The organism is Amycolatopsis nivea (assembly GCF_004522235.1).
Lineage (GTDB): Bacteria > Actinomycetota > Actinomycetes > Mycobacteriales > Pseudonocardiaceae > Amycolatopsis > Amycolatopsis nivea.
In genome coordinates this window covers 68,669-91,418 of the sequence record NZ_SDLT01000039.1, presented here as the reverse complement: position 1 = coordinate 91,418, position 22,750 = coordinate 68,669, and the positions used below count along the sequence as shown (strand labels likewise).

The window sequence follows — 22,750 nt, the reverse complement described above, 5'->3', positions numbered from 1 at the left end:
CTGGGGGTTCAGCCCACCACGGCGATCCCGTCCGGATCCGGTTCGAGCCGGACGGGATCGCCCGCCCGGAAATCCGCCCCGGCCGGCGCGATCGCGTCCACAGTGGACTCTCCGCACCGGACGACGAGCCGCAGATGCTCGCGTCGGTGCACCGCGGCGGTCACTTCGCCGGGCACCCCTTCGGCGGACACTTTCAAGCCGTGCGGGCGCAGTCCGAGCCTCACCGGGCCGTCGTCCACTCCGGAGAGTTCGACGGCGCCCAGTTCGGTCCGCACCACGCCGTCGGCCGCTTCGCCGTCCAGGAACGTCGTGACGCCGAGGAAGCGCGCCACGTCGTCGTCCACCGGCTTGTTCCACACCGACCGGACCGCGCCCTCCTGCCGGATTTCCCCGGCGTCGAGCACCGCCACACGATCGGCGAGCGTGAACGCTTCCTCCTGATCGTGCGTCACCAGCAGCGCGGTGATCTTGCTGCGCCGCAACAGATCCGCCAGGTCGATCGCCAGTTGCTCGCGGAGGCCAGCGTCCAATCCGGACAGCGGCTCGTCCAGCAGCAGCAAGCGCGGTTCCGGAGCCAGCGCACGAGCCAACGCGACCCGCTGCGCCTGCCCACCGGACAACTCGGTCACCCGTCGCCGTTCGTAACCTTCCAGGCCGACAAGCTTGAGCAGTTCCTCGACGCGTGCCGCGTGCCGTTCACGGGGCACGCCGTGCATCCGCAGGCCGAACGCGATGTTCGCGGCGACGTCTCGGTGCGGAAACAGCTGTCCGTCCTGGAACACCAGACCGAATTCGCGCTTGTGCACCGGCACCGCGGCGAGATCGGTACCGTCCCACGACACCGAACCGGACGACACCGGCTCCAACCCGGTGATCGCGCGCAGCAGCGTCGACTTGCCCGAACCGGACGGTCCGAGCAATGCGAGCACCTCGCCGTCGGCGATGTCCAGCTTCGCGTCGCGGACCGCGGCGAACGATCCATAGTGGACAGTCAGATCCCGTACCGTTAACGCCATCAGAACTCCCCGACTGTGCTGCGGCCGCGGACCGAGCCGAACCGGTCGATCAACGCCACCGCCACCACAGTCACCACCATGAGCAGGGCGCACGAGGCGTACGCCATCTGGTTGTTCAGCTCCCCCGGCCTGCTGATCAGCGTCGCGACGGCCACCGGCAGCGTCGGCGCGTCCGGCCGGGCGAGGAAGCTGGTCGCGCCGAACTCGCCGAGCGCGACGACGTACCCGAAGCCCGCCGCGGCCACCACCGACCGCGCGACCAGCGGAAAGTCGATCTCCCGCCACACCCGGAACGGACTCGCACCGAGCGTCGCGGCGGCCTGGCGCAACCGGACGTCGACCGCGCGCAGCACCGGCAGGATCATTCGCACCACCAGTGGCATGATCACCAGCGCTTGCGCGAACGGCACGAGCAGCGGCGACGTGCGCAGGTCGCCGGGCAGTGCGTCGAGCGTCACGAGGTAGCCGAAGCCGACGGTCACCGCGGACACGCCCAACGGAAGCATCAACGCGACGTCCATGGTCTCGCCCATCCCGCGCGCGAGCCCGCCAGGCGAACGCCGAAGCGCCACCAGCACGACGCTGGCGACCAGTCCGACGGCCATCGCCAGCAGCGTCGCGTCGGTGGCCGCAGCAAGCGAATTCTGCGCCGCGATCCAGCCGGAGACCTGCAAGGCGTCGTTCTGCCCGACGGTGTTCAGCGCCCGGTATCCGGCGAGGCTCCATCCGTCCGAGCCGGACGCTGACTCGACGAGCAGCGAGACGATCGGCGTCAGCAGCAGCCCGAGCACCACGACCGCGGCACCGACCGTCCACCACTCCCCGCCGCGCGGCCGACGTGCGGTGACCTGCGCGGACCGCAGCTTCACCGCGTTCTCCCGCTTCCGGCGCGCCATCGCCCCGAGCACCAGCGCGGCGACCACGGCGGCGAACTGGATCAGTGACAACGCTGCCGCGCCGGAGAGGTCGAGCAGATCGACCGTCCGGAGGTAGATCTCGGTCTCCAGCGTCCGGTAACTCCCGCCGCCGAGGATCAGCACCACGCCGAAACTGGTGGCGCAGAACAGAAACACCACCGCAGCGGCGGACGCGACGGCCGGGCCGAGCGCGGGCAGCGTCACCGACCGGAATGCCCGCCACGGCGAAGCTCCGAGCGCTCGCGCGGCTTCGGTCGCTCGCGGATCGAGGTGCGCCCACAGCCCGGCGACCGTCCGCGCGACGACGGCGACGTTGAAGAAGGCGTTGGCCAGGACGAGCGGCAGCACGCCGCCGTCCGGCCAGATCGCCCGGAAAGCCAGGCCGACGACGACCGTCGGCAGCACGAACGGGACCAGCACGATCGTGCGCGCGAGTCCGACCCCGGGCAGCCGCACCCGCGCCAGGAGGTACGCCACCGGCAGCCCGGCGAGCACCGCGACCACGGTCGACGCGGCCGCGCTGGCCAGCGTGAACCCGGCGAGCCGCCACGTCTGCGGGTCGCCGAGCACCGTGTCGACGCCGCCCGCGGAAAACCCCCGGCCGACGATCGCCACGACCGGCCAGGCGAAGAACACCACCAGGAACGCGACCGGCAGCAGACCGAGCAGCGTGAGCCCGACAGTGCGCGCGGGGATCACGCGCCCATGAGCGAGCGCCATTCCCCGATCCACTTCTCCCGGCCAGCCTGCACCTTGTCCGCGGGCATCGTGGCCGGCGCCTGCGGCAGCGGAGCCGCGGTGGCCCAGCCCGCCGGCAGTTCGACGCCCTGGCGCGCCGGGTAGACGTACATGTTCGCCGCGACCGTCGTCTGGAACTGCTGCGACAAGAGGAAGTCGACGACCTTCTGCGCCTGCGGGATCTGCTTGCCGTTGGTGAGCACGCCCGCGTACTCGACCTGGCGGAAGCACGTGTCGAGCAGCGCCTTGGTGCGCGGCTTGCCGTCCTCGCCGAACTCAGCGGCGGGCGAAGAGGCATAGGACACGACGATCGGCCGCGGGCCCTTGCCCGACGAGCCGGAGAAGTCCTTGGTGTAGGCCTCCTCCCAACCGCTGACGGTCTTGAGGCCGTTGTCCTTCAGCTTCTGCCAGTAGCCCTGCCAGCCGTTCTCGCCGTACTTCGCGACCGTGCCGAGCAGGAAGGCCAGCCCCGGCGACGCGGTGGCCGGGCTCTCCGCGACGGTCAGGTCCTTGTACTTGGGGTCGGCGAGGTCGTCGTAGCTCTTCGGCTCCGGGAGGCCCTTGCTCGCGAAGTACGCCGGGTCGATGTTCACGCAGACGTCGCCGAGGTCGACCGCCGCCAGCCGGTGCTGCGGGTCGACGGAGTAGCGCTGCGGGCCGCGGTCGGCCTCCGGGCTGGTGTAGGGCTGGAAGACGCCCTCGCTGAGCGCGCGGGAGGCGAAGGTGTTGTCGACGCCGTACGCGACGTCGCCGATCGGGTTGCCCTTGGTGAGCACGAGCTTGTTGGTGAGCGCGCCGGCGTCGCCGGACTTGAGGATCTTGAGCTTGATCCCGGACTGGCGCTGGAAGGCGTCGAGCACGTCCTGCGGGGCGGCGAACGAATCGTGCGTGACCAGCGTGACGGTCGGCGTCTGCTGGTCCTGGCTCGCGGACGACCCGCCCGAGTCGCCGCTGGACAGCGAGCAGGCGCTGGCGAGCATCGAGACCCCGGCGAGGCCTGCCACCGTGCGGACGGTCCGCGACATCATTCTTCCCCTCCTGCACTGCGCCGGATGAGGGAGAGCGATACGGCCTCCCTACGCCGGCATGATCCGGATCCAGGTGCGAACGGTCGCGGGTTGACGGCCCGCCTCTCAGCCCGGCGTACCGGACTCCCGTGGCAATGCCGCAGCGTAGCCGACACCATGGAGTGATGACGCAGCTATTGAACGACTCAGCGGTGGAAGAGGCCCTCGGCACCGTCCCGGAGTGGCAACGCGAGGACGCCGTCATCGTGCGGACGGTCGAACTCCCGTCCTTCCCGGCGGCGATCGAGGTGGTGGACCGAGTGGCCGAACTCGCCGAGGAAGCCGACCACCATCCGGACATCGACATCCGCTGGCGCACCCTGACCTTCCGCCTCAGCACCCACTACCTCGGCGGCCTGACCGAACGCGATTTCGCGCTGGCCCGCCAGATCGACGAGGTACTGGCGGCCCGCTGACCAGGTGTGATGTCGGCAACCCTGGCAACATGAACGGCCCCTTCGCGCGTCTTCCGGACAGACGCGACGGAAGGAGGCCTCATGGTCCAGGCACTCGTAGTGGGAATGGGTTCGTTCGGCCTGATGGTGGCCGCCGCGGGAGGCGTGCTGTGGCACACCGCGCGCAACCGACGTGACCTTGATCACAAGCGGTAACAGTGAGCTAGATCAAGGCGCTATCCCAGCGGAATCATCGGCACTCGCCCCGCTAGGACTCGCCATGAACAGCACATCCGCCCAGCTCACCGCCGCACAGCGCACGTGGGTCGCGGTGTTCTCGACCGCTGTCGTCCTCCTGTCGATGGTGGTGCTCGGCCTGCTCGGCTGAGCCCCGTCCGGTTCACGGCAGCGGGAACATCCGGATGAACCAGAACCTGGCGATTCCGATGCGCCCGACCACGACCGAAGCGCAGACGGCGTAGAGAACGATCCGCACCGGGGCATCTTTGCCGGGTGACCGGGGCGAGTAGGACGTTCGCCGAAATCGCCCCGGCGAGGGTCAGGCGGTCGAGACGATCCGGAACCGCTCCCGGTACTCGCTGGGCGTCGTGTTCAGCGTCCGCCGGAAAGACCGGTTCAACGTCGACACCGTGCCGAACCCGCACGTCCCGGCGATCCGCGACAACGTCTCGTCGGTCGTCTCCAGGCGATGCCGCGCGGCCTCGACCCTGGCGTGCTCGACGTAGGCGGCAGGGGTCATCCCCAGCTCCGCCTTGAACACGCGCGTGATCTGGCGGTCCGTCACATGCGCGTGCGCGGCGAGGTCGGACACCGTCAGCGGATCGGCGAGGTGGGCCGCGATGTACTGCCGCAGCTCGTCGACCCGCCGGGTCGCGGACGCGGGTTCCAGCGACACGCTGAACTGGCTCTGCCCGCCGGGCCGGCGCAGGAACATCACCAGCTGACGAGCCACCCGCGAGGCTGATTCCGGCCCGAAATCGTCGGCTACCAGCGCCAGCGCGAGATCGAGGCAGGCGCTCAGCCCGGCACCCGTCCACACGGACCCGTCGCGGATGAAGATCGGGTCCGCGTCGACCGTCACCTCGGGATGCTCCGCGGCCAGCTGCCGGGCCGTCGACCAGTGCGTAGTGGCGCGTTTGCCGTCGAGCAGCCCCGCCGCCGCCAGGATGTGCGCGCCGACGCAGACGGACGCCACCCGGCGCGTCCGCCCAGCCAGTCTGCGCACCTGCTCGACCACGGCCGGGTCGCATTGAGCGACGACCTCGCCTTTGCCGCCCGTCGTCACGGCACCGGGCACGATCAACGTGTCGATCGCCTTTCTCCCCAGCTCAGCGAACGTCACGTCGGGCAAGACGCGCACTCCCGCCGAGGTAGTCACCGGGTCCAGCGTCTCGGCGGCGAGCACCACCTCGTAGCCCGTCGGACGGTCCATTTCCCGCTGCAGCAAGGAAAACACCTCAGCGGGACCGGTCACGTCGAGCAGGTCGATCCGGTCGAACAGAACGACGACCACCAGTCTCTTCATTCGCGCCCCCATGTCGGTTTCTGCGCTTTGCATGTCATTGCCGACATCCGAAGCCGAGTCTAGCGTCGGTCGTGCGGAACGGAAACGAGAGGAAACCCCACCATGGCAAGGAAAACGCTGCGGGAGCTGAACGGTCTCGACCAGACCCCGGCAACGCTGGCCGACGCGACGCTGATCCTGGTCGACTACCAGAACACCTACACCCGCGGCGTGATGGAGCTGGAAGGCTGGCGTCCGGCGCTGACCGCGGCTCGGCAGTTGCTCGCCAAAGCCCGCGCCGCCCGCGCGAAGGTGATCCACGTCGTCCACGACAGCGGCGAGGGCACGCCGTACGACGTCCGAGCCGAGATCGGCAGCATCCACTCGGACGTCGCCCCGGTCGAAGGCGAACCGGTCGTCGTCAAGGGCGCGCCGAACTCCTTCGTGAACACCGACCTGGGTTCGCTGGTTGACGAAGCCGGGCACAAGAACGTGGTGATCGCCGGGTTCATGACCAACATGTGCGTCACGTTCACCACCGAAGGCGCGTTCCTGCGCGGCAACCATCCGACCGTCGTCGCCGACGCCTGCGCCACCCGTCCGTTGCCGACTCCTGCTGGGGAAGTCAGCGCGGATCAGCTGCACAACAGCGCTTTGGCGACCATCGGGGATCTTTACGGCGTTGTCGTGCCGAGTGTTGCCGAGCTGAACTGAACCTCGGCCTGGTTTCGGTCTCGGTCTCGGCGGGTCTTCTCCTGCCGAGACCGGTTCGTCAGAAGTCGATGAACCCCGCGACCACCTCCCGCACGATCCCATCGGATCCCCGAGTGCCGTAGAAGTAGACCGACCCGTAGCCCCAGAGATACTCCTCGACGACGTCCTTGAGCTCACCCTCGACCGGCCAGCCTTCTTCGTTGACCTGGAAGAGAAACTGATGCCCGTCGGCACGTACGGCGTCGGCGTAGCTCGGCTCGTCTTGAATCAGCACCGGCTCGTCCCCGAACTGGACGAGCGCGATCGAGTCTTCCTCATCAGGCATCTCGGAGAGCGCCGCCGAGCGAAGCCCGGGCCACCCCAGCTCGGCCCGCTCCCCGCGCGGCGAGGGCGGGTGCACCAGCGCACGCATCGCCATGTCCGGGTACTGGATGTCGCCGATGTCGAATCCGTTGCGCAGCACCACGGAAACCTCGTAGCCGAGCGCCCAGGGAGCCGCGGGAACAGTCAGCAGATAGCGGTGGGTCGCTAAGAGCGGATGCGCCTCGATCGCAACGGGCGGCGCACCACCAAGACGGCCTCCGTCTGCGCGATCCGGCAAGGACGGGGTGAAGAGCACGGGCATAGGCCGATCCTACGAACCAGGACCGACAATTTCGCGCCCGTGCTCAGCCGCGAACCAGGTCAGACGTTGAAGCGGAACTCCACGACGTCGCCGTCCGCCATCACGTAATCCTTGCCCTCCATGCGGACCTTGCCCGCCGAACGCGCGGCCGCCATCGAGCCCGCTTCGACGAGGTCCTCGAACGACACGACCTCCGCCTTGATGAAGCCGCGCTCGAAGTCCGTGTGGATGACGCCGGCGGCCTGCGGGGCGGTCGCGCCCTGCGGGATCGTCCAGGCGCGGGATTCCTTCGGACCGGCCGTGAGGTACGTCTGCAGGCCGAGCGTGTGGAAGCCCGCGCGAGCGAGCGCGTTCAGGCCTGGCTCCAGCTGGCCGACGGACTCCAGCAGCTCGCGCACGGACTCCTCGTCGTCCAGCTCCAGCAGCTCGGCCTCGACCTTCGCGTCCAGGAACACCGCGTCCGCCGGGGCGACGAGCTTCGCCAGCTCCTCGCGGCGCGCCTCGTCGGTGAGCACGGCTTCGTCGGCGTTGAAGACGTACAGGAATGGCTTCGTGGTGAGCAGGCTCAGCTCGCGCAGCGCCTCGCCGTCGACGTCCTTCTGCGCCTGGAACAGCGTGCGCCCGGAATCGAGGATTTCCTTGGCCTTCTGGGCGTTTTCGAGCGCCGGCCGCGCTTCCTTCTTGGTGCGCGCTTCCTTCTCCAGCCGCGGCAGCGCCTTCTCGAGCGTCTGCAGGTCGGCGAGGATCAGCTCGGTGTTGATCGTCTCGATGTCGGACATCGGGTCGATCCGGCCGTCGACGTGCACCACGTCCGGGTCGTCGAACACGCGGATGACCTGGCAGATCGCGTTGGCCTCGCGGATGTTCGCGAGGAACTTGTTGCCGAGCCCCGCGCCCTCGGACGCGCCCTTCACGATGCCCGCGATGTCCACAAAGGACACCACGGCGGGCACGATCTTCTCCGACGAGAAGATCCCGGCCAGCTTGTCCAGCCGCGGGTCCGGCAGCGGCACGACGCCGACGTTGGGCTCGATCGTGGCGAACGGGTAGTTCGCGGCGAGCACGTCGTTGCGCGTCAGCGCGTTGAACAGGGTGGACTTGCCGACGTTGGGCAGGCCGACGATACCGAGGGTGAGACTCACGGCCGGTAAGTCTACGTGCTGCGCGCGGACCGTCGCCGACCCGGTAACGTCGTGTCGGTTTTCCGCCAGTCAGGGCTCTCACCTGCTGGCATCATCGACCGCATGGCTACCTCGACCATTCCGATCTGGCGCGACACCGAGCGCTGCTACCGCGCGGTGACCGCCCGCGACCAGCGGTTCGATGGCCAGTTCATCATGGCGGTGCGCACCACGGGCATCTACTGCCGCCCGTCCTGCCCGGCGCTCACGCCGAAGGCGCAAAACGTCCGCTTTTACCCGACTTCGGCCGCCGCACAAGCCGGTGGTTTCCGCGCTTGCCGCCGCTGCCTGCCGGACGCGGTCCCCGGTTCGCCGGACTGGAACGTACGCGCCGACCTGGCCGCCCGCGCGATGCGGCTGATCTCGGACGGCCTGGTCGAGCGCGAAGGCGTGCCCGGCTTGGCCCGTCAACTCGGCTACTCGGAACGCCAGCTCGGACGGGTGCTGACCGCCGAACTGGGCGCGGGCCCGATCCGCCTAGCCCGAGCTCATCGAGCCCACTCGGCGCGCTTGTTGATCGAGATGTCGCAGCTGCCGCTCACCGACGTCGCGTTCGCGGCCGGGTTCTCCAGCATCCGGCAGTTCAACGAAACAATCCGCGAGGTGTTCGCGACAACCCCGTCGCAGCTGCGCGCGGCTTCGCTCCGCCGCGGAAACCGCAACGAACCCAGCGGCGCGACGCGGCTCAGCCTTCGCCTGCCGTTCCGCGCCCCGTTCGACGCCGCGGGCGTGCTGGGCTACCACGCCTCGCGGGCGCTGCCAGGCATCGAAGCCGTCTCCGAGGACGGTTACGGCCGCACCTTGCGCCTCCCGCACGGCCCGGCGTCAGTGTGGGTCAGCCCGCGCGCTGGCTATGTGCAGTGCGACCTAGCGCTCTCGGACCTGCGCGACCTGAGCAGCGCCGTCAGCCGCGTACGACGCCTGCTGGACCTGGACGCCGACCCGGAAGCCGTCTCGCGCGTGCTCTCCGCCGACGAGGCCTTGGCCCCGCTGGTCGCCGCCGTTCCAGGCATCCGCGTGCCAGGCGCCGTCGACGGCCCGGAAGTCCTGCTCCGCACCCTGCTCGGCGAAGACGTGACCGACGTTGTCGCCCTCGGCGAGCCCGTCCCGCCCGCCGACCCGCCCATGGACACCCTGACGACCCTTTTCCCGACCCCGTCCGCCATCGCCGAGGCCGATGTGAAACCGCTGGTCAAGAAGGTCGCCGCGACAATCGTCGCCGGTGAACTGGACCTGCACGTAGGCCGGGACGCCGACGAACTCCGCGCCGAAATGCTCGCGACCGGCGTCGATCCCGCCACCGCCGACTACGTCGTGATGCGCCTGCTCGGCGCCCCCGACGTCCTGTTGACCGCCGACCCAGCCGTCCGCCACGGCGCGGCCGAGCTGGGCATCGACCTGGCGACGTCCGCACGCGGCTGGCAGCCGTGGAGCTCGTACGCCAGCCGGTATCTCAGTTCCGTGACCGTTTAAGGAGACTTTCCTCGTGCCCACCGCCTTCTGGTCCACTTTGGACACCCGCATCGGCCCGTTCACCGCAGTAGTGACCGGCGACGGCGCCGTCCTGGCCTCCGGCTGGACCGCCGACGTCGCCGAGTTGACGCCCCTCATCTCGCCGTCCCTGACCCCGGCGACCCTGACCGAACGCCGCGACCTTGGCCCGGTGACGACCGCAATCCGCCGCTACCACGGCGGCGACCTCGACGCCGTCGCCGACATCGAGGTACGCCAACGCTCCGGCCCGTTCCGCGAGCACGCGTGGGAGATGCTGCGCAAGGTCCCAGCAGGCAGCCCAGTGAGCTACGCGGAGTACGCCGCCCTATCCGGCAACCCCTCCGCGGTCCGCGCCGCAGCAACCGCCTGCGCCCGCAACGCGGCGGCCCTGTTCGTACCTTGCCACCGCGTCGTGCGGACCGGCGGAGCGATCGGCAACTTCCGCTGGGGCGTGCCGGCTAAGCGGTGGCTGTTGCACCACGAAGAGGCCGCCTGACGGCCCGCGCGGGTTGGCTCGGTCGGGTCGAGTTCGCTGAGCCGCGTTCGCTGGTCGGCTGAGCCCAGTTCGCCGGGCCGAGTTCGGTGGCCAGCTGAGCCGGGTTGGCTGGGTCGGCCGCTCGGCTGGGTTCGCTGCTCAGCCGGACTGGATTGGCGCGGTTGGATCGAGTTCTCCGGTCAACTGGGCCGGGTGCGCGCCGGGCCAGGCCCGCTGGTCGGCCGGGCCGGGTTCGCCGGGCCAGGTTCGCCGGTCGACCGGGCCGCGCTCGCTCGTCGGCTGGGCTGGAGTGGCTCGGTCGGATCGAGTTCGCCGATCAGCTGCGCCGGGTTCGCCGGGCCAGGCCGCTCGGCCGGGTTAGCCGACGCGGCGAGCGTGGTCGAGGCACCGGGCCTGCTCTCGTCAAGCCATCTGCAACTCCACCCTCGACCCGGCGCGGGACTTCCGCACCCGCAGCCGCGTGGGGATGCGCTGGCGGAGTTCCTCGACGTGCGACACCAGGCCCACCACGCGTCCGCCGGCGCGGAGTTCGTCGAGGATGTTCATCACCACGTCCAGGGTTTCGGCGTCCAGGGTGCCGAAACCCTCGTCCACGAAGAGAGTGTCGAGCAGCGCACCGCCGGTTTCGCCTGCCACCACATCGGCCAGCCCCAGCGCGAGCGACAACGACGCGAGGAACGACTCGCCGCCCGACAGGGTTTTCGCTGGGCGCACGGCACCGGAGTAGTCGTCCAGCACGTCGAGGCCGAGGCCGCCCCTCGTGCCGCGCGCGCCGGCCGCGTCCGAGTGCACGAACGAGTAGCGGCCCTGGCTCATGGTCCGCAACCGCGCGGTCGCCGCGAGCGCGACCTCTTCCAGCCGAGCAGCCAGGACATACGAGCGCAGCGACATCTTCCGCGCGTTCTGCCCTCGTCCGTTGACCACTTCGGACAGTGCGCGGAGTTCGGCGTATTCCTCCTCCAACGGCTCCAGCTCCGACAGCGCCTTGCTCAACCTTCCGGCCAGCTTCACCAGTTCGCGATGCTGCGCCGAAACCGCTTGTTGCGCGGCAAAAGCGGTATCCGCCCGAGCCCGCGTCTCCTTCGCCCGCTCCGCCAGCAGCGCAACTTCTACCGCGTCGTCCGGTGAGATCCCGAACAGTTCCGGCTGCGCGAGCATCTCCCGCGCACCGGCGGCAGTCGCTTCCGCCTCGGCGAGACCCTGTTCGAGCTTCGTGATCTGCTCGTCGGTCCGGACGGCGGCGCGCATTTCCTCCAGGGTTGCGAACCCCTTGGCATGCAACGAGATCTCCACCAAATCCCGTTGCTCCGCGAGCCGAGCCTCCGCCCCCGACACCGCGGTGTGCGCCTCCGCCGCCAAGTCGAGCGCGCCGGCGAACGTGAGCAGGTGCTGCCGCCGGGCGGGAACGTCCGGGAACTCTCCCCGGCCCGCGACCAGCCGCTGCTCGCGTTCAGCCATCCGTTCGTCCAACGCCCGGATCTCGCCGTTCGCCTCGGTGACCGTCTGTTCGGCGAGGTGCCGCTGTTCGGCCAACTGCTCGGCACCGCGCTCGAGTTCAGCGACCTTCGCGTTCAACTGAGCCTTGCGCTGCGCCTTTCCGGAGAGTTCCGCGACGACCGTCCTGGCTTCGGTCAGCGCGGTCGCGACCTCCTCCGCAGTGCGTCCGTCCAGACGTTCTCGCAGGAAGACAACTCGTGCCTTGGCCTCTTCCAACGCGGACACCACTCGCTGGCGCAACGCCGACGCCTTCTGCTCGGCTTCTTCCGCGGCACGTTCTTCGGCCGCGTCCACCAATGGCGCGTCGTGGTTCGCCGGTGCCGGATGGTCGGCCGACCCGCACACCGGGCACGCCGTTCCCTCGGCCAAGCCCGCAGCCAACTCTGCTGCCATGCCGTCGAGACGGCGTTCGCGGAGATCCAGCCGACGTTGCCGAGCCGCCTGGTGCTCGTCGACCACTTCGCGCAGTTTCGCTTCGCCGCGCTCGACTCTGGCTTCAGCTGGCGGCAACTCCTCGGCCGCGCGAGTGAGTACCGTCAGCTCTTCGACGCGGGATTTCGCGCCGTCCAGCTTCGCCGCCGCTTCCCCGGCTACCGTCGCTTCAGTGCGCGCAGCAGCGATCCGACCGGGCAGCTCGGCCAACCGCTCCGCAAGCCCTGCAACTTGCTCGGCGGCTTTCTCCGCGGCTTTCTGTCGTTCCGCACGACGTTGCTCGTCGCTCTTCTGCTGGTTGGCTTCCGCGGCCAACTCGGCGAGAGCGCCCGCCTCCTCGCGAACCGAGCCCGCGCGCTCGCGCAGGTCCGCGACCGCGAGCCCGACCACATCGAAACCGAGGTCGGCGAGATCTCGGATCCGATCGGCCACCAGTACCTGTGCGTCGCCGAGCTCGGCCGTGCGCCGGTCCATCAGCTCGGCCTCGGGAACCACCGCGGCAGCGCGCCGGGCCGCTGCGATTTCTTCCGTCCACTCAGCACGTTCGGTCGCCTGCTCGGCGATCTGAGTCAGCCGGGTGTGTGCGGTGCGCACCCGGCGGATCTTTTCCGCGTCCTCTTCGGCCTCGCGCAGCGCGACCTCAGCGGACTTCGCTGCCGAACGTGCTTGCGCTGCCTCGGTTTCCGCCGCCTCGGCCCGGGCGGCGATCTCGGTCAGCACCGCCTCGACCCACTCCGGCTGCTTTTCCTCCGGCGGCTCCTGCTGCGCTTCCTGGGCGTAACGGGCGAGCAGCTCGCGGACCTCCTGCTGCCGCTTTTCCAGCGCACGGCCGCGTTCCGCGCGAAGGTCCGCGAACCAGCGTTCGACGTCGGAGAACCGCTCGGTGCCGAAAAGCCGCTCCAGCAGCTTCTCGCGCTCCGTGGTGTCACTGCGGAGGAACTTCGCGAATTCTCCTTGCGGCAGCAGCACAACCTGGAAGAACTGCGGTGCAGTCATGCCCAGCAGCCGCTCGACGGTGCGCGCCACCTCGTCGATGCGGATGCTCCCGTCCGGCGGCAGCCCGGCGGGCGGTTCGCCGACCCAGGTCAGCGAAACCCGGGCCTGCTGCGTGGTGAATCCGTCGCCGCGTTTCTTCGGCCGCTGGTACTCCGGGCTGCGCACGATCCGCAACCGCTGACCCTGCACGGTCAGCTCCAGCACGACCTCGGTCTGCCGATCCGGTTCGGCGAGATCGCATCGCAACCGCTTGACGTCGCCGCGCGCGCCCGGCACCACGCCGAACAACGCGAACGCGATCGCGTCGAGCAGCGTGGTCTTGCCCGCTCCGGTGTCGCCGTGGAGAAGGAAGAGACCGTCGGCGCCAAGGGCATCGAAGTCCACCACCTCCCGCCCCGAGTAGGGGCCGAAAGCTTCCACCTCCAGCAGATGCAGTCTCACAGCTTCTCCACCGCCGCCCGGTTCGCTGCTTCGAGCGCCAGGTGCACGAGCCGCTCCTCGCGTTCGGTCGGCGGAGCACCCCGGCAATCGTCGAGGAAGCTGCGCGCGATCTCGATGTCGCTGCGCCCGCGCACCGCCTCGGCGTACTTCAGTTCGGTGCCGGCGACCCCGCCGTCGGGCCGCCAATCCATGTGCACTGCATACGGAAAACGGTCCTGCAGCAACCGCATCGCATCGATCGGGCGCACTCGGTCGGTGACCGTGATCGAGAGGAAATGCTCGCGCCATTGCTCGTGTTCCGGGTCATCGAGCAAAGCGGCGAGTTCACCGGAGAGCGTCGCGAGCGGGCGCGGCACCGGCAGCTCGTGCCTGCGGACCTCGGCCAGGCCGGTGGCGTCGAGATCCACGAACCATACCGATTTCCGTTGCCGCGCTTCGGAAAACGAGTACGCCAGCGGACTTCCGGAGTACCGGAGGTGTTCCGCGAGCGTCTGCGGTCCGTGCAGGTGCCCTAGCGCGACGTAGTCCACGCCGTCGAACACCGAGCCGGGAACCTGCTCGACTCCGCCCACCGCGATGGTTCGTTCCGATTCACTGGCCTCGCCGCCGGTGACGAAAGCGTGTGCCAGCACTACGGACCGAGTCTCCGGACGACTGGCCAGGTCGTCCCGCACACGCCGCATCGCCTCGCCGAGCACGCCGGTGTGGCCGCGCGCCTCCGGCACGCCCAAGGCGTGCCGCGACGGCTCGGGTTCGAGATACGGGATGCCGTAGAACGCGACAGCGCCGTGTTCGTCGTGCAGCACAACGGGTTCCGCGATGCCTTCGACGGTCGCGCGGACGTGCAGCCCGCCCGCCGCCGCGAATTCGGCGAACGCGCCCAGCCGCGCGGCCGAATCGTGGTTGCCAGGCGTGACCACGAGTTCCGCGCCGGCCCGGCGAATACGGGTCATCGCGGCCGTGGCGACGCGGACAGCTTCGGCGGACGGCACCGCTCGGTCGTAGATGTCACCGGCCACCACCACGACGTCGACCGACTCGCGGTCGACGAGTTCGGCGATGTGCGTGAGGGCGGCCTCCTGTTCGGTAAGCAGATCGGCACCGTGGAACGTGCGGCCGACGTGCCAATCAGAGGTATGGAGGACTCTCACGGCGACCACGTTAGGAGCAGACCCCGACGAAATCGGGGAGGCACGCCGGTACCCCACTCGAACGTGTGTACGAAGCCGATCAGGTCCGCCGCGGACACGCCCAGCCTCGAATCTGGAAAGTCGCAGGTCAGCTACGCAGCGCGACCGCGGGTGCCGGTTTTTGTCGGTGGGGTCCGCCATGATGTCTCGCGTCCGGACACCCGCCGGACCCGACGGAGAGGAGGACCGGGTGGAGACGGTGATCACCACCGCGGCCGTCGTGCTCGCGCTGCTCCTGTGCGTCGCGGTAGTCGCGCTGTGGCGGCTGTACAACGACGGAATGCGCCGCGCCGACGCGGCCGCGCGGCTAGTGGCGGCCGAGCGTGCGAAAGGCGACCAGCAGCAGCTCGCGCTGCGCCGGTACGAGGTGGCGTTCGCGTCGATCCACGGCCGCGGCGAACTCGGCGAACAGGTGCTCGTGGAAACCGCGCGCGCACTCGGACTGCGGGAGGGACTGCACTTCACCCTGCAGACCGATTTGGGCGGCGGCGGAAGCGCGAAGCCCGACCTGGTGCTGAATGTCGGCGGCGGCCGAGCGGTACCGGTCGACGCGAAAGCGAGCATGGCCATCTGGGCGGAGGCAGTCGAGACCGACGACCCGGAAGAACGGCTCGACGCGCTGCGCGTCCACGTCCGGCAGCTGCGCTCCCGCGCGGCGGAGCTGGCGGGCAAGGGCTACCAGCGCTGGGCGGACGCGATTTACGGCACCATCATGTTCGTCCCGTCCGACGCGGCCGTCGTCGCCGCCCTCGACACCGATCCCGAACTGCTGCGCTGGCTGATCGACCGCCGCGTCTTCCTGTGCGGCCCCACGGGATTCGGGGTGCTCGCGTCGGCAGCGCTGTTCGCCGCCAGCGACCGAGCGCTCGTCGAGGACGTCGAGCAAGTGCGCGCGGGCGCCGCCGCCGCACACCGAGCCGCGGGCAATGCGGTGGAGGCGCTGAATCTGTCCTCTACGCATCTGCAGCGCTTCGTCTCGGCCCGCCGCCGGGAACTCGAGGCACTGGAGTCGTTCCGCGCGACCGTCGCGCCGCTCACCGACGCGTCGGGCAGTCCGTCGCCGGTGCCGCAGCTTCGGAAGGGAGACGAGGTGGCAGCTGGTTGAGGTCACGGCGCGATGGCCGCGGGCTCGACAGTCGCGATCGGATGATCGAGGGTGTGCTCCTACGGGGCGGGCTCCGCAACGGGGCTTCCTGACGTCAGATGACGGCCGTGGGCTGATGCTCTCGCACGTGGAGCGTGGTTAACGTTGGGCAGGGCGAGGTTGCGGTTGCCTGGTCTGGCGCGACGATCTGCGCGGGCTTGGCAGGCGCGACCGTGGCGACACGGTTCGGCGGCATGCGTCCGGGACACGGATCCGGTGGCACGTCCCGACGAGCCGAGCCCATGCAGCGCGATCTGGCGGCATGGCCGCTGGCGGCGCGATCTGGCCGAGTAAGCCACGGCAGTGCACTTTGGCGGGCGTGGGTCAGGTGGCGCGATCCGGCAGAGCGTGCCTCGGCGGGCGATTTGGCTCGGCATCGTCCAGCGGGAGTGCGCCTCGTCGAGGGAGCAACTGCGCGGCCTGGCGTGGTGCGGCTCGGCCCCTGGCGCTCTTCGCAGGAGGAGCGTGGTCTCGCTCGGGCGGTGGCGCGGCAGGCGTCCGAGGAGAGCCCAGCGACGTCCCGGTGAGCGGTAGGCCGGAGGTCACGCGTCGGCGGCCAACACGGTGACGCGGCCCAAGCGGTCATCGTCCGCAGCGCCGACCGTCGACCGCTTGCGGCTGAGTGCAGCGAGCGGACACCAAGGTCCGGATTGCCCGGAACGAACGGCGAAGTCCAGGTTGGACACTGCCGCCGGGGCGAGCGAAAGGGCACGGTTCCGACGTCGCGCGGGCAGGATCCGGACGCTCAGGCGGCTCACGGGAACGTCAATTCCCGGTCAAGTTCCAGAACGGCGAATGTTCCGGAACAGGACCGGTGGCGCCGCCGTCGCGGTCGTCGGCTGGTGGCATAGCCTGGGGTCAGCGCAGGGCCGGGAAACGGGCAGCCGGACCATACCGTCGGTATCACCGCTGGTCAGAGGTCTGGTCCACTGGTTCCTCGTTCGGCGGAGCGGTGCGGGAAGGCCGTACCGCGGGTACCGCTCGACCGTACGAAATGTCATGCGGTCGAGTGGCTGCTTCGTGCTGTCCTCGGCAGTGCCAACAAGATCGTGACAAGTACGGGCTACGGTGTGCCTCGTGACCGCGATACGCGATCGCCAGAGCGATCCCGATGCCGATGACGCCCCCGTGCCGTGGGACGAGCGTCTCGTCGTCGGCACGAGGCGCGGCCTGCCCTGGTGGGCGGCTGTGCTCGTGGGCTTCGGCTTGGCAGTGCTCGGCGCCATCATCGACGAGAAGTCCACCGGCAGCCTCGGTTTTGTTTTCAAGGCGGGCTACTTCCTCGGGGCCGTGATCGCGGTCGGCGCGGTGCAAAGACGCGGACTGTTCGGTCCGATGGTGCAGCCGCCGCTGGTGCTCGCCGTCACCGTGCCGGGTGTGGTGCTGCTGACCGGCGGGGGTCCGGAAGCCAGCGACACCCTGTCGAAGCTGCTCAACATCGGGACGCCGCTGATCAAGGGCTTCCCGACGATGGCGGTCACCACCGGTGTCACGCTGCTGTTCGGCTTCTTCCGCATCTACCGCGAACGCGACCCGGACGCACCGGTCAAGATCAAGGACGGCAAAGTCCCGCGCGGTCGGGACGAGGACGACGACAAATCCGCCAGCCGTCCGCGCTCGCGGCCGCCTGCCGGCCGCGCTGGGCAGTCCGGTCAGACGCCGCCTCCGGGCAACCGTCGCCGTCCGCCGCGGGATCTCGACGCTCCCCCGCCGCGACGGCCGCGTCCGCCTGGCGAGCCGGGTGCCCGACCGCGTCGTGAGCCGATGGACCCGAACGCTCCGCGCGGTAGTCGCAAGCCGCCGCCGGAAGGGCGTCGGCCCCGGCCGCCGGAGGGCGATCCGCGCCGTCGTGATCCGCGGGGTGACGCTCCGCCGCCGCGCCGTCGGCCGCGCGGGGACGAGCCGCCTCCCGGGCGTCCGCGTCCGCCGCGCAGGGAACCACCGCGCCGCCAACGTCCTTGGGAAGACGAGGGCTGACCGAGCGCGCAGGCCACGCCGGAACCGGGCGAACCGACGAAGGCTGACCGAGCACGCAAGTCACGCCGAAACTGGGCGACCCTACGAAAGCTGGCTGAGCACGCACGTCACGCTGGGACTAGACCACCCGACAAGAGCCGACCGGGCACGCAAGTCACGCTGGAGCCGGGCCACCCACAGAGGACTGACCGGGCGCAGGGCAGGTCGAAACCAGACCCCCCGACAAACCTGACCGAGCACGCAAGTCAGGCCGGAGCTGGACCACCCGACGCGGGCCGACCGGGCGCGCAAGCCACACAGGAACCGGACCATCCGCCGAAGGCTGGGCACCCAACTCACGTCGGAAGCTGGCAGCACAAGGCAAACGAGAAAGGCCGCCGATCCCCACACCGGGATCGGCGGCCTTTTCGTTGCGGCTAAAGGAATTCTCTCGCCCCGGGTCGTGACTCAGCACGAACTACTGCACGGCTCAGCGGCCAAATCGACCGGAGCCGGCTCGCACGACTTCGCGGCGAAAGCTTCAGCGGCGCGCCAAACGCTCCGCCCACCGCAGCACCGAACGGAAACCTCAGGACTCCGACTTAACAGCCTTCCGAAGCTCCTTAGGCAACGCAAAAGCGATCTTCTCGTTCGCCGTAGTCACCTCGTCAACCTGCCCGTACCCGCGCTCGGCCAGCCACTTCAGCAGGTCCATCACCAGCACGTCCGGCACCGAGGCCCCGGACGTGACCCCGACCGTCGAGACGCCCTCGAGCCACGCCTCGTCGACCTCCGAAGCGAAGTCGATCAGGTGCGAGGCCGACGCGCCAGCCTTCAAAGCGACCTCGACCAGCCGCTTCGAGTTGGAGGAGTTCTTCGAGCCCACGACCAGCACCAGGTCGCATTCCGGGGCCATCGCCTTGACCGCGACCTGGCGGTTGGTGGTGGCGTAACAGATGTCGTCGCTGGGCGGGTCGGCCAAGGTCGGGAAGCGGTCGCGGAGCTGGTCGACGCGTTCCATCGTCTCGTCCACCGACAGGGTGGTCTGCGACAGCCAGATCACCTTCGACGGATCGCGCACATCAACCTTGTCGACGTCCTCGGGCTTGTCGACCAGCTGCACCTTGTCCGGTGCCTCGCCGGCCGTGCCTTCGACCTCCTCGTGGCCCTCGTGGCCGATAAGAAGAATGTCGTAGTCGTCCTTGGCGAAGCGGTTGACCTCTTTGTGCACCTTGGTGACCAGCGGGCAGGTCGCGTCGATGGTGCGCAGGTTCCGTTCCTCGGCCTCGGCGTGCACCGCGGGCGAGACGCCGTGTGCGGAGAACACCACGAGCGCGCCCTCGGGCACCTCGGACGTCTCGTCGACGAAAATCACGCCGCGTTCGCGCAGAGTTTCGACGACGTGCCGGTTGTGCACGATTTCCTTGCGCACGTACACCGGCGGCCCGTACAGCTCGAGCGCCTTCTCGACGGCGACGACCGCGCGGTCAACACCGGCGCAGTACCCGCGCGGCTTCGCGAGCAGCACGCGTTTGGCGGCGCCGGACCGGGAGATCGTCGGGGTACCGGCGGGTTCGGTTCCGGGACTCGCAGAAGTCATGCCTCCAGGGTACGGGCAGTGCCGATCCGGGGTTGAAGTCCTCGTTCGGATGATGGCGGCGGCCATTCAGGCTGTGCCGGGCGTCACGTCCGGTGCCCCTGGCCACCCGTTCGGTTGGGCAGAACAGCCCTGATGCGGCACGCTGGACCCATGAAGCCACTCCCGCTCCCCCTCCGGGTCGCCGCGGGCCTCGCCGTCACCACCGCCGAGCGGGTTCGTGAGCTCCCGAAGCAGCTCACCGGCCTGCCGGTCACCGTCGTGAGCCAGGTGCTGCAGCTGTCCATGCGCGTCCAGCAGCAGGTCACCGAGCTGGCCATCAAGGGCGACGACGCGCTGTCGATGCTGCGTCCGGTCGAGGACACGCCCAGCTGGGCCACGTTCGACGAGGACGCCGAGCCCGAGTTCGCCCCGTCCCGGCCCACGCTCGTGCCGGTCGACGACCTGCCCGAGCCGCGTACCAACGGCCATCGCGCGCAGCCGCCGGATCTCGCCGCGGAAACCATCGACGATCCGTGGGTGGAGGAGACCCGCGCGCTCGCCGAGGAACACTCCGAGGGCGAGAACGACAGCTCCTCCGGCCCGGCCGGGCTGGGCAATTACGACGAGCTGACCCTCCCGCAGCTGCGCGCTCGGCTGCGCCGGTTGACCGTGCCCCAGCTGGAAGAGCTGCTGGAGTACGAGAAGTCCCACGCCGACCGGGCGTCGTTCGTCGGCATGCTCGCGCGGCGGATCGGCAACGCACGCAAGGCCGAGGAACAGCCGGGCGACCCCGCGGAAGGCCAGTGAGCAACGACCCCGCCACCAGCGCGGAGAATCCGTGGCCGGTCCGCACTGTCGCGCGCAAGATCGGCGACTGGGTCCACCGGCTCGGCGACGTCTGGGTCGAAGGCCAGGTCACGCAGATGAACGCGCGGCCCGGCACGCAGACCGCGTTCCTGACCCTGCGCGACCCGTCCGCGGACGTCTCGATGTCCGTCACCTGTCCGATGTGGCTGGTGCGCGAACTGCCGACGCCGCTGCGCGAAGGCGACCGCGTGGTCATCCACGCCAAGCCGTCGTTCTTTTTCGGCCGAGGCACGCTGAGCCTGCGCGCGGACCAGATCCGCGCGGTCGGCATCGGCGAACTGCTCGCGCGGATCGAACGGCTGCGCAAGCTGCTGGCCGCCGAGGGCATGTTCGCCCGCGAACGGAAGCGGCCGATTCCCTTTCTGCCCAAGGGAATCGGGCTGATCACCGGACGCGCGTCGGCGGCTGAGCGGGACGTGCTGGCGAACGCGCAGGCACGCTGGCCGCACGTGTTGTTCAAGGTGCTGAACACCGCCGTCCAGGGTTCGCAGGCGGTGCCGCAGATCCTCCGCGCACTGTCCATATTGGACAAAGACCCGGACGTCGACGTGATCGTCATCGCCCGCGGCGGCGGCAGCGTCGAGGATCTGCTGCCGTTCTCCGACGAGGCGCTGTGCCGGGCGGTCGCGGCCGCGGGCACGCCGATCGTCAGCGCGATCGGGCACGAGCCGGACACTCCCCTGCTCGACTATGTCGCCGACCTGCGCTGTTCCACTCCGACCGACGCGAGCAAGCGCATCGTGCCGGACGTCCGCGAGGAAACCGCGCGGGTCCGGCAGATGCGCGACCGCGGCCGGCGCGCGCTGCACGGCTGGGTCGACCGGGAGACGCGGCTGCTGACCCAGCTGCGCAGCCGTCCGTCGCTGGCCGATCCGCTGGGTCCGATCGAACGCCGCCTCAGCGACCTCGAGATGCACCGCGAACGCGGCCGGCGCGCGATGCTCAGCCTGCTCGCCAAGGACCAGGCGGAGGTCGCGAACGCACGGGGCAAGCTGGCCGCGCTCGGCCCGGCGGCCACGATGGAACGCGGGTACGCCGTCGTCCAGTTCACGGATTCCGCAGGCAACCTCCACGTGCTCCGCTCCGTCTCCCAGATCGAGGACGGAGCGCAGCTGCGCGTACGGGTCGCCGACGGGGCGGTCCACGCGGTGGCCGAGTCCGTCGAGCCGACGACACCCGCACCGGAAGGAGACCGGCCGTGATGCACCGGGCCCCGGCGTTCCTCCCGCTCACGGTGGACGCCGCCGCCCGGCTCGACGCCGGTCTCCTGCTGCGGCAGGCCCTGGTCACCGACCGGGCCGCCGACGAATGCTGGACCGCCCTGCTCGCCGGCTGCGGCACCGCGGCTCGGCGCGGGCTGGCCCCGCAGCTCAGGCGGCTGTCCGAGGCAACGTCCGAGCACGTCGGCGTCCGGTGGTGGTTCGCCGAAGGGACCGGCCATCGGCGACGCGTGGCGAGCGCGCAGGAGAACCTCGAGGACGCCATCGCGGACGGTGACGGGCAGGAGTTCGCGCTGGCCTTCGTCGGATACGACCACGCGATGGCCAGCGCGGTGGTCGCGGGCCCGCAGCGGGCGCATTTCCCGCGATAGCGGCATACAGCAGGCTCAAATCGTAGATCACCCGCTGTAACGACCGGGATGATCAACACGTCTATTCGCTCATTCACGACGAAGAGAGCGAGACAGGACGATGACAGCCGACCCGGACCCAAACGCACAGCTGATCGCGAACCCGCCAAGACCGAGCCGCACCAAACTCTTCCTCTGGGTCGGCGGAGTGGTCGTCTTCGCTGGCGCACTCGCCGCTGCCTTGATCGCCGTCTTCGGATCGAGTGCTGGGCCGCTCACCGGCTCGCTGTCCCTCCGCTGCGATATGCAATGCACCAAATCGGCCGCCGACGGATACGACGGTTACCGCGACATCAGCGAGGGCGCACAAGTCACGCTCGTAGACGAGACTGGCCGGGTAGTCGCTACCACAACCTTGCACCGCAGCGGCGGCGCGACCGACATCGTCGACGGCGTCTGGGTACGGACCTTCACTTTCGAATTCACCGACGTTCCCAGCGCCGAGCGCTACGGCGTGCATATCGGCAACGACCATCGCGGCACTATGTGGAAGGACGCGGACGACGCCGAGCGTAACGGCTGGCAGCTGGACCTGGGAGACTGACCGAGCCTCCCCGGCAGCAGCGCCGAGCGCGGTAGTCTGCGCCGACAGCCCCGTGCACCACAAGGTCGGAGAACGTGAGCGAAGCAGACACCGCCGGACTCGGTTACGAGCAGGCCCGCGATCAGCTCGTCGAAGTGGTGAAGGAACTCGAGGCAGGCGGGCTTTCGCTGGAGCAGTCGCTCGAGCTCTGGGAGAAGGGCGAGCGGCTCGCCAAAGTGTGCGAACGGCATCTGGAAGGCGCCCGCGAGCGGATCGAGGCCGCGCTGGCCTCGGTGGAGACCGACGACGACACAGAGTGACGTGCAC

20 protein-coding genes and 1 riboswitch are annotated in these 22,750 nt (G+C 69.7%); of the genes, 11 read left to right on the top strand and 9 right to left on the bottom strand.

Annotated elements, in window-relative coordinates; all coding sequences use genetic code 11:
- Positions 1-8 precede the first annotated feature (8 nt).
- Genes EIZ44_RS34970 through EIZ44_RS34960 form a run of 3 tightly spaced genes read right to left on the bottom strand, consistent with a single transcriptional unit; the run spans position 9 to position 3,696 of the window.
- Complete coding sequence (locus tag EIZ44_RS34970) at positions 9-1,016, bottom strand: ABC transporter ATP-binding protein (RefSeq protein ID WP_134733448.1); 1,008 nt, start codon at positions 1,014-1,016, stop codon at positions 9-11.
- Positions 1,016-2,653, bottom strand: a complete 1,638-nt coding sequence (locus EIZ44_RS34965) for an ABC transporter permease (RefSeq protein ID WP_240691503.1) — start codon at positions 2,651-2,653, stop codon at positions 1,016-1,018. The genes EIZ44_RS34970 and EIZ44_RS34965 overlap by 1 nt, the downstream gene beginning before the upstream one ends.
- A complete protein-coding gene (locus EIZ44_RS34960; protein WP_134733464.1) occupies positions 2,629-3,696 on the bottom strand; it encodes a thiamine ABC transporter substrate-binding protein in 1,068 nt (355 codons plus the stop codon). The genes EIZ44_RS34965 and EIZ44_RS34960 overlap by 25 nt, the downstream gene beginning before the upstream one ends.
- A gap of 31 nt (positions 3,697-3,727) precedes the next feature.
- Positions 3,728-3,839: riboswitch (TPP riboswitch) on the bottom strand.
- Positions 3,840-3,863: 24 nt separating this feature from the next.
- Between EIZ44_RS34960 and EIZ44_RS34955 the strand changes: the two genes are divergently transcribed.
- Complete coding sequence (locus EIZ44_RS34955) at positions 3,864-4,154, top strand: 4a-hydroxytetrahydrobiopterin dehydratase (RefSeq protein ID WP_037816653.1); 291 nt, start codon at positions 3,864-3,866, stop codon at positions 4,152-4,154.
- A gap of 538 nt (positions 4,155-4,692) precedes the next feature.
- Here the strand turns inward: EIZ44_RS34955 and EIZ44_RS34950 are convergent.
- Entirely contained in the window at positions 4,693-5,679 is a 987-nt protein-coding gene (locus tag EIZ44_RS34950) for a GlxA family transcriptional regulator (RefSeq protein WP_205673403.1), read from the bottom strand.
- A 102-nt stretch (positions 5,680-5,781) separates the two neighbouring features.
- Between EIZ44_RS34950 and EIZ44_RS34945 the strand changes: the two genes are divergently transcribed.
- Entirely contained in the window at positions 5,782-6,372 is a 591-nt protein-coding gene (locus EIZ44_RS34945) for an isochorismatase family protein (protein ID WP_134733444.1), read from the top strand.
- Between the two features lie 58 nt (positions 6,373-6,430).
- On the opposite strand, the gene EIZ44_RS34940 is transcribed toward EIZ44_RS34945, so the two are convergent.
- Both EIZ44_RS34940 and ychF read right to left on the bottom strand, forming a co-directional pair.
- Positions 6,431-6,997, bottom strand: coding sequence for a hypothetical protein (locus EIZ44_RS34940; protein WP_134733442.1), 567 nt, complete (start codon positions 6,995-6,997; stop codon positions 6,431-6,433).
- 59 nt (positions 6,998-7,056) lie between these two features.
- Positions 7,057-8,139: a redox-regulated ATPase YchF gene (ychF, locus tag EIZ44_RS34935; protein ID WP_134733440.1), complete on the bottom strand. Its 1,083-nt coding sequence runs from the start codon at positions 8,137-8,139 to the stop codon at positions 7,057-7,059.
- 102 nt (positions 8,140-8,241) lie between these two features.
- Between ychF and EIZ44_RS34930 the strand changes: the two genes are divergently transcribed.
- Entirely contained in the window at positions 8,242-9,651 is a 1,410-nt protein-coding gene (locus EIZ44_RS34930) for a DNA-3-methyladenine glycosylase 2 family protein (RefSeq protein WP_134733438.1), read from the top strand.
- A 13-nt stretch (positions 9,652-9,664) separates the two neighbouring features.
- A complete protein-coding gene (locus tag EIZ44_RS34925; protein ID WP_134667025.1) occupies positions 9,665-10,168 on the top strand; it encodes a methylated-DNA--[protein]-cysteine S-methyltransferase in 504 nt (167 codons plus the stop codon).
- Positions 10,169-10,570: 402 nt separating this feature from the next.
- Here EIZ44_RS34925 and EIZ44_RS34920 read toward each other — a convergent pair whose 3' ends face one another.
- Both EIZ44_RS34920 and EIZ44_RS34915 read right to left on the bottom strand, forming a co-directional pair.
- The gene (locus tag EIZ44_RS34920; protein WP_134733436.1) at positions 10,571-13,534 is read right to left on the bottom strand and encodes an AAA family ATPase; all 2,964 of its coding nucleotides are present in this window, start codon (positions 13,532-13,534) and stop codon (positions 10,571-10,573) included.
- Positions 13,531-14,685 carry an exonuclease SbcCD subunit D gene (locus EIZ44_RS34915; RefSeq protein ID WP_037816865.1) on the bottom strand — a complete coding sequence of 385 codons (1,155 nt, stop codon included), beginning with the start codon at positions 14,683-14,685 and terminating at the stop codon, positions 13,531-13,533. The genes EIZ44_RS34920 and EIZ44_RS34915 overlap by 4 nt, the downstream gene beginning before the upstream one ends.
- A gap of 229 nt (positions 14,686-14,914) precedes the next feature.
- Here EIZ44_RS34915 and rmuC point away from each other — a divergent pair, with 229 nt between their 5' ends.
- Both rmuC and EIZ44_RS34905 read left to right on the top strand, forming a co-directional pair.
- Positions 14,915-15,829, top strand: coding sequence for a DNA recombination protein RmuC (rmuC, locus tag EIZ44_RS34910; protein WP_134733434.1), 915 nt, complete (start codon positions 14,915-14,917; stop codon positions 15,827-15,829).
- A 1,116-nt stretch (positions 15,830-16,945) separates the two neighbouring features.
- Entirely contained in the window at positions 16,946-17,845 is a 900-nt protein-coding gene (locus EIZ44_RS34905) for a DUF6542 domain-containing protein (protein WP_167754367.1), read from the top strand.
- Between the two features lie 568 nt (positions 17,846-18,413).
- Here EIZ44_RS34905 and EIZ44_RS34900 read toward each other — a convergent pair.
- Entirely contained in the window at positions 18,414-19,424 is a 1,011-nt protein-coding gene (locus EIZ44_RS34900) for a 4-hydroxy-3-methylbut-2-enyl diphosphate reductase (RefSeq protein ID WP_043828136.1), read from the bottom strand.
- A gap of 150 nt (positions 19,425-19,574) precedes the next feature.
- On the opposite strand from EIZ44_RS34900, the gene EIZ44_RS34895 reads away from it, so the two are divergent.
- From EIZ44_RS34895 to EIZ44_RS34875, 5 genes are all read left to right on the top strand, one after another.
- Positions 19,575-20,210 (top strand): lipid droplet-associated protein, encoded by a 636-nt coding sequence (locus EIZ44_RS34895; protein WP_037816679.1) that lies wholly within the window; start codon positions 19,575-19,577, stop codon positions 20,208-20,210.
- Positions 20,207-21,472, top strand: a complete 1,266-nt coding sequence (gene xseA / locus EIZ44_RS34890) for an exodeoxyribonuclease VII large subunit (protein ID WP_134667033.1) — start codon at positions 20,207-20,209, stop codon at positions 21,470-21,472. The genes EIZ44_RS34895 and xseA overlap by 4 nt, the downstream gene beginning before the upstream one ends.
- A complete protein-coding gene (locus EIZ44_RS34885) occupies positions 21,472-21,861 on the top strand; it encodes a hypothetical protein (protein WP_134733462.1) in 390 nt (129 codons plus the stop codon). The genes xseA and EIZ44_RS34885 overlap by 1 nt, the downstream gene beginning before the upstream one ends.
- 100 nt (positions 21,862-21,961) lie before the next feature.
- The gene (locus tag EIZ44_RS34880) at positions 21,962-22,444 is read left to right on the top strand and encodes a hypothetical protein (RefSeq protein WP_134733430.1); all 483 of its coding nucleotides are present in this window, start codon (positions 21,962-21,964) and stop codon (positions 22,442-22,444) included.
- Positions 22,445-22,518: 74 nt separating this feature from the next.
- Entirely contained in the window at positions 22,519-22,743 is a 225-nt protein-coding gene (locus tag EIZ44_RS34875) for an exodeoxyribonuclease VII small subunit (protein ID WP_037367840.1), read from the top strand.
- Positions 22,744-22,750: the final 7 nt, after the last annotated feature.

Coding starts and splice junctions, on each gene's coding strand:
- EIZ44_RS34970 (WP_134733448.1), bottom strand. CDS start 1,016: ATGGCGTTAACGGTACGGGATCTGACTGTCCACTATGGATCGTTCGCC.
- EIZ44_RS34965 (WP_240691503.1), bottom strand. CDS start 2,653: ATGGCGCTCGCTCATGGGCGCGTGATCCCCGCGCGCACTGTCGGGCTC.
- EIZ44_RS34960 (WP_134733464.1), bottom strand. CDS start 3,696: ATGTCGCGGACCGTCCGCACGGTGGCAGGCCTCGCCGGGGTCTCGATG.
- EIZ44_RS34955 (WP_037816653.1), top strand. CDS start 3,864: ATGACGCAGCTATTGAACGACTCAGCGGTGGAAGAGGCCCTCGGCACC.
- EIZ44_RS34950 (WP_205673403.1), bottom strand. CDS start 5,679: ATGAAGAGACTGGTGGTCGTCGTTCTGTTCGACCGGATCGACCTGCTC.
- EIZ44_RS34945 (WP_134733444.1), top strand. CDS start 5,782: ATGGCAAGGAAAACGCTGCGGGAGCTGAACGGTCTCGACCAGACCCCG.
- EIZ44_RS34940 (WP_134733442.1), bottom strand. CDS start 6,997: ATGCCCGTGCTCTTCACCCCGTCCTTGCCGGATCGCGCAGACGGAGGC.
- EIZ44_RS34930 (WP_134733438.1), top strand. CDS start 8,242: ATGGCTACCTCGACCATTCCGATCTGGCGCGACACCGAGCGCTGCTAC.
- EIZ44_RS34900 (WP_043828136.1), bottom strand. CDS start 19,424: ATGACTTCTGCGAGTCCCGGAACCGAACCCGCCGGTACCCCGACGATC.
- EIZ44_RS34895 (WP_037816679.1), top strand. CDS start 19,575: ATGAAGCCACTCCCGCTCCCCCTCCGGGTCGCCGCGGGCCTCGCCGTC.
- EIZ44_RS34885 (WP_134733462.1), top strand. CDS start 21,472: ATGCACCGGGCCCCGGCGTTCCTCCCGCTCACGGTGGACGCCGCCGCC.
- EIZ44_RS34880 (WP_134733430.1), top strand. CDS start 21,962: ATGACAGCCGACCCGGACCCAAACGCACAGCTGATCGCGAACCCGCCA.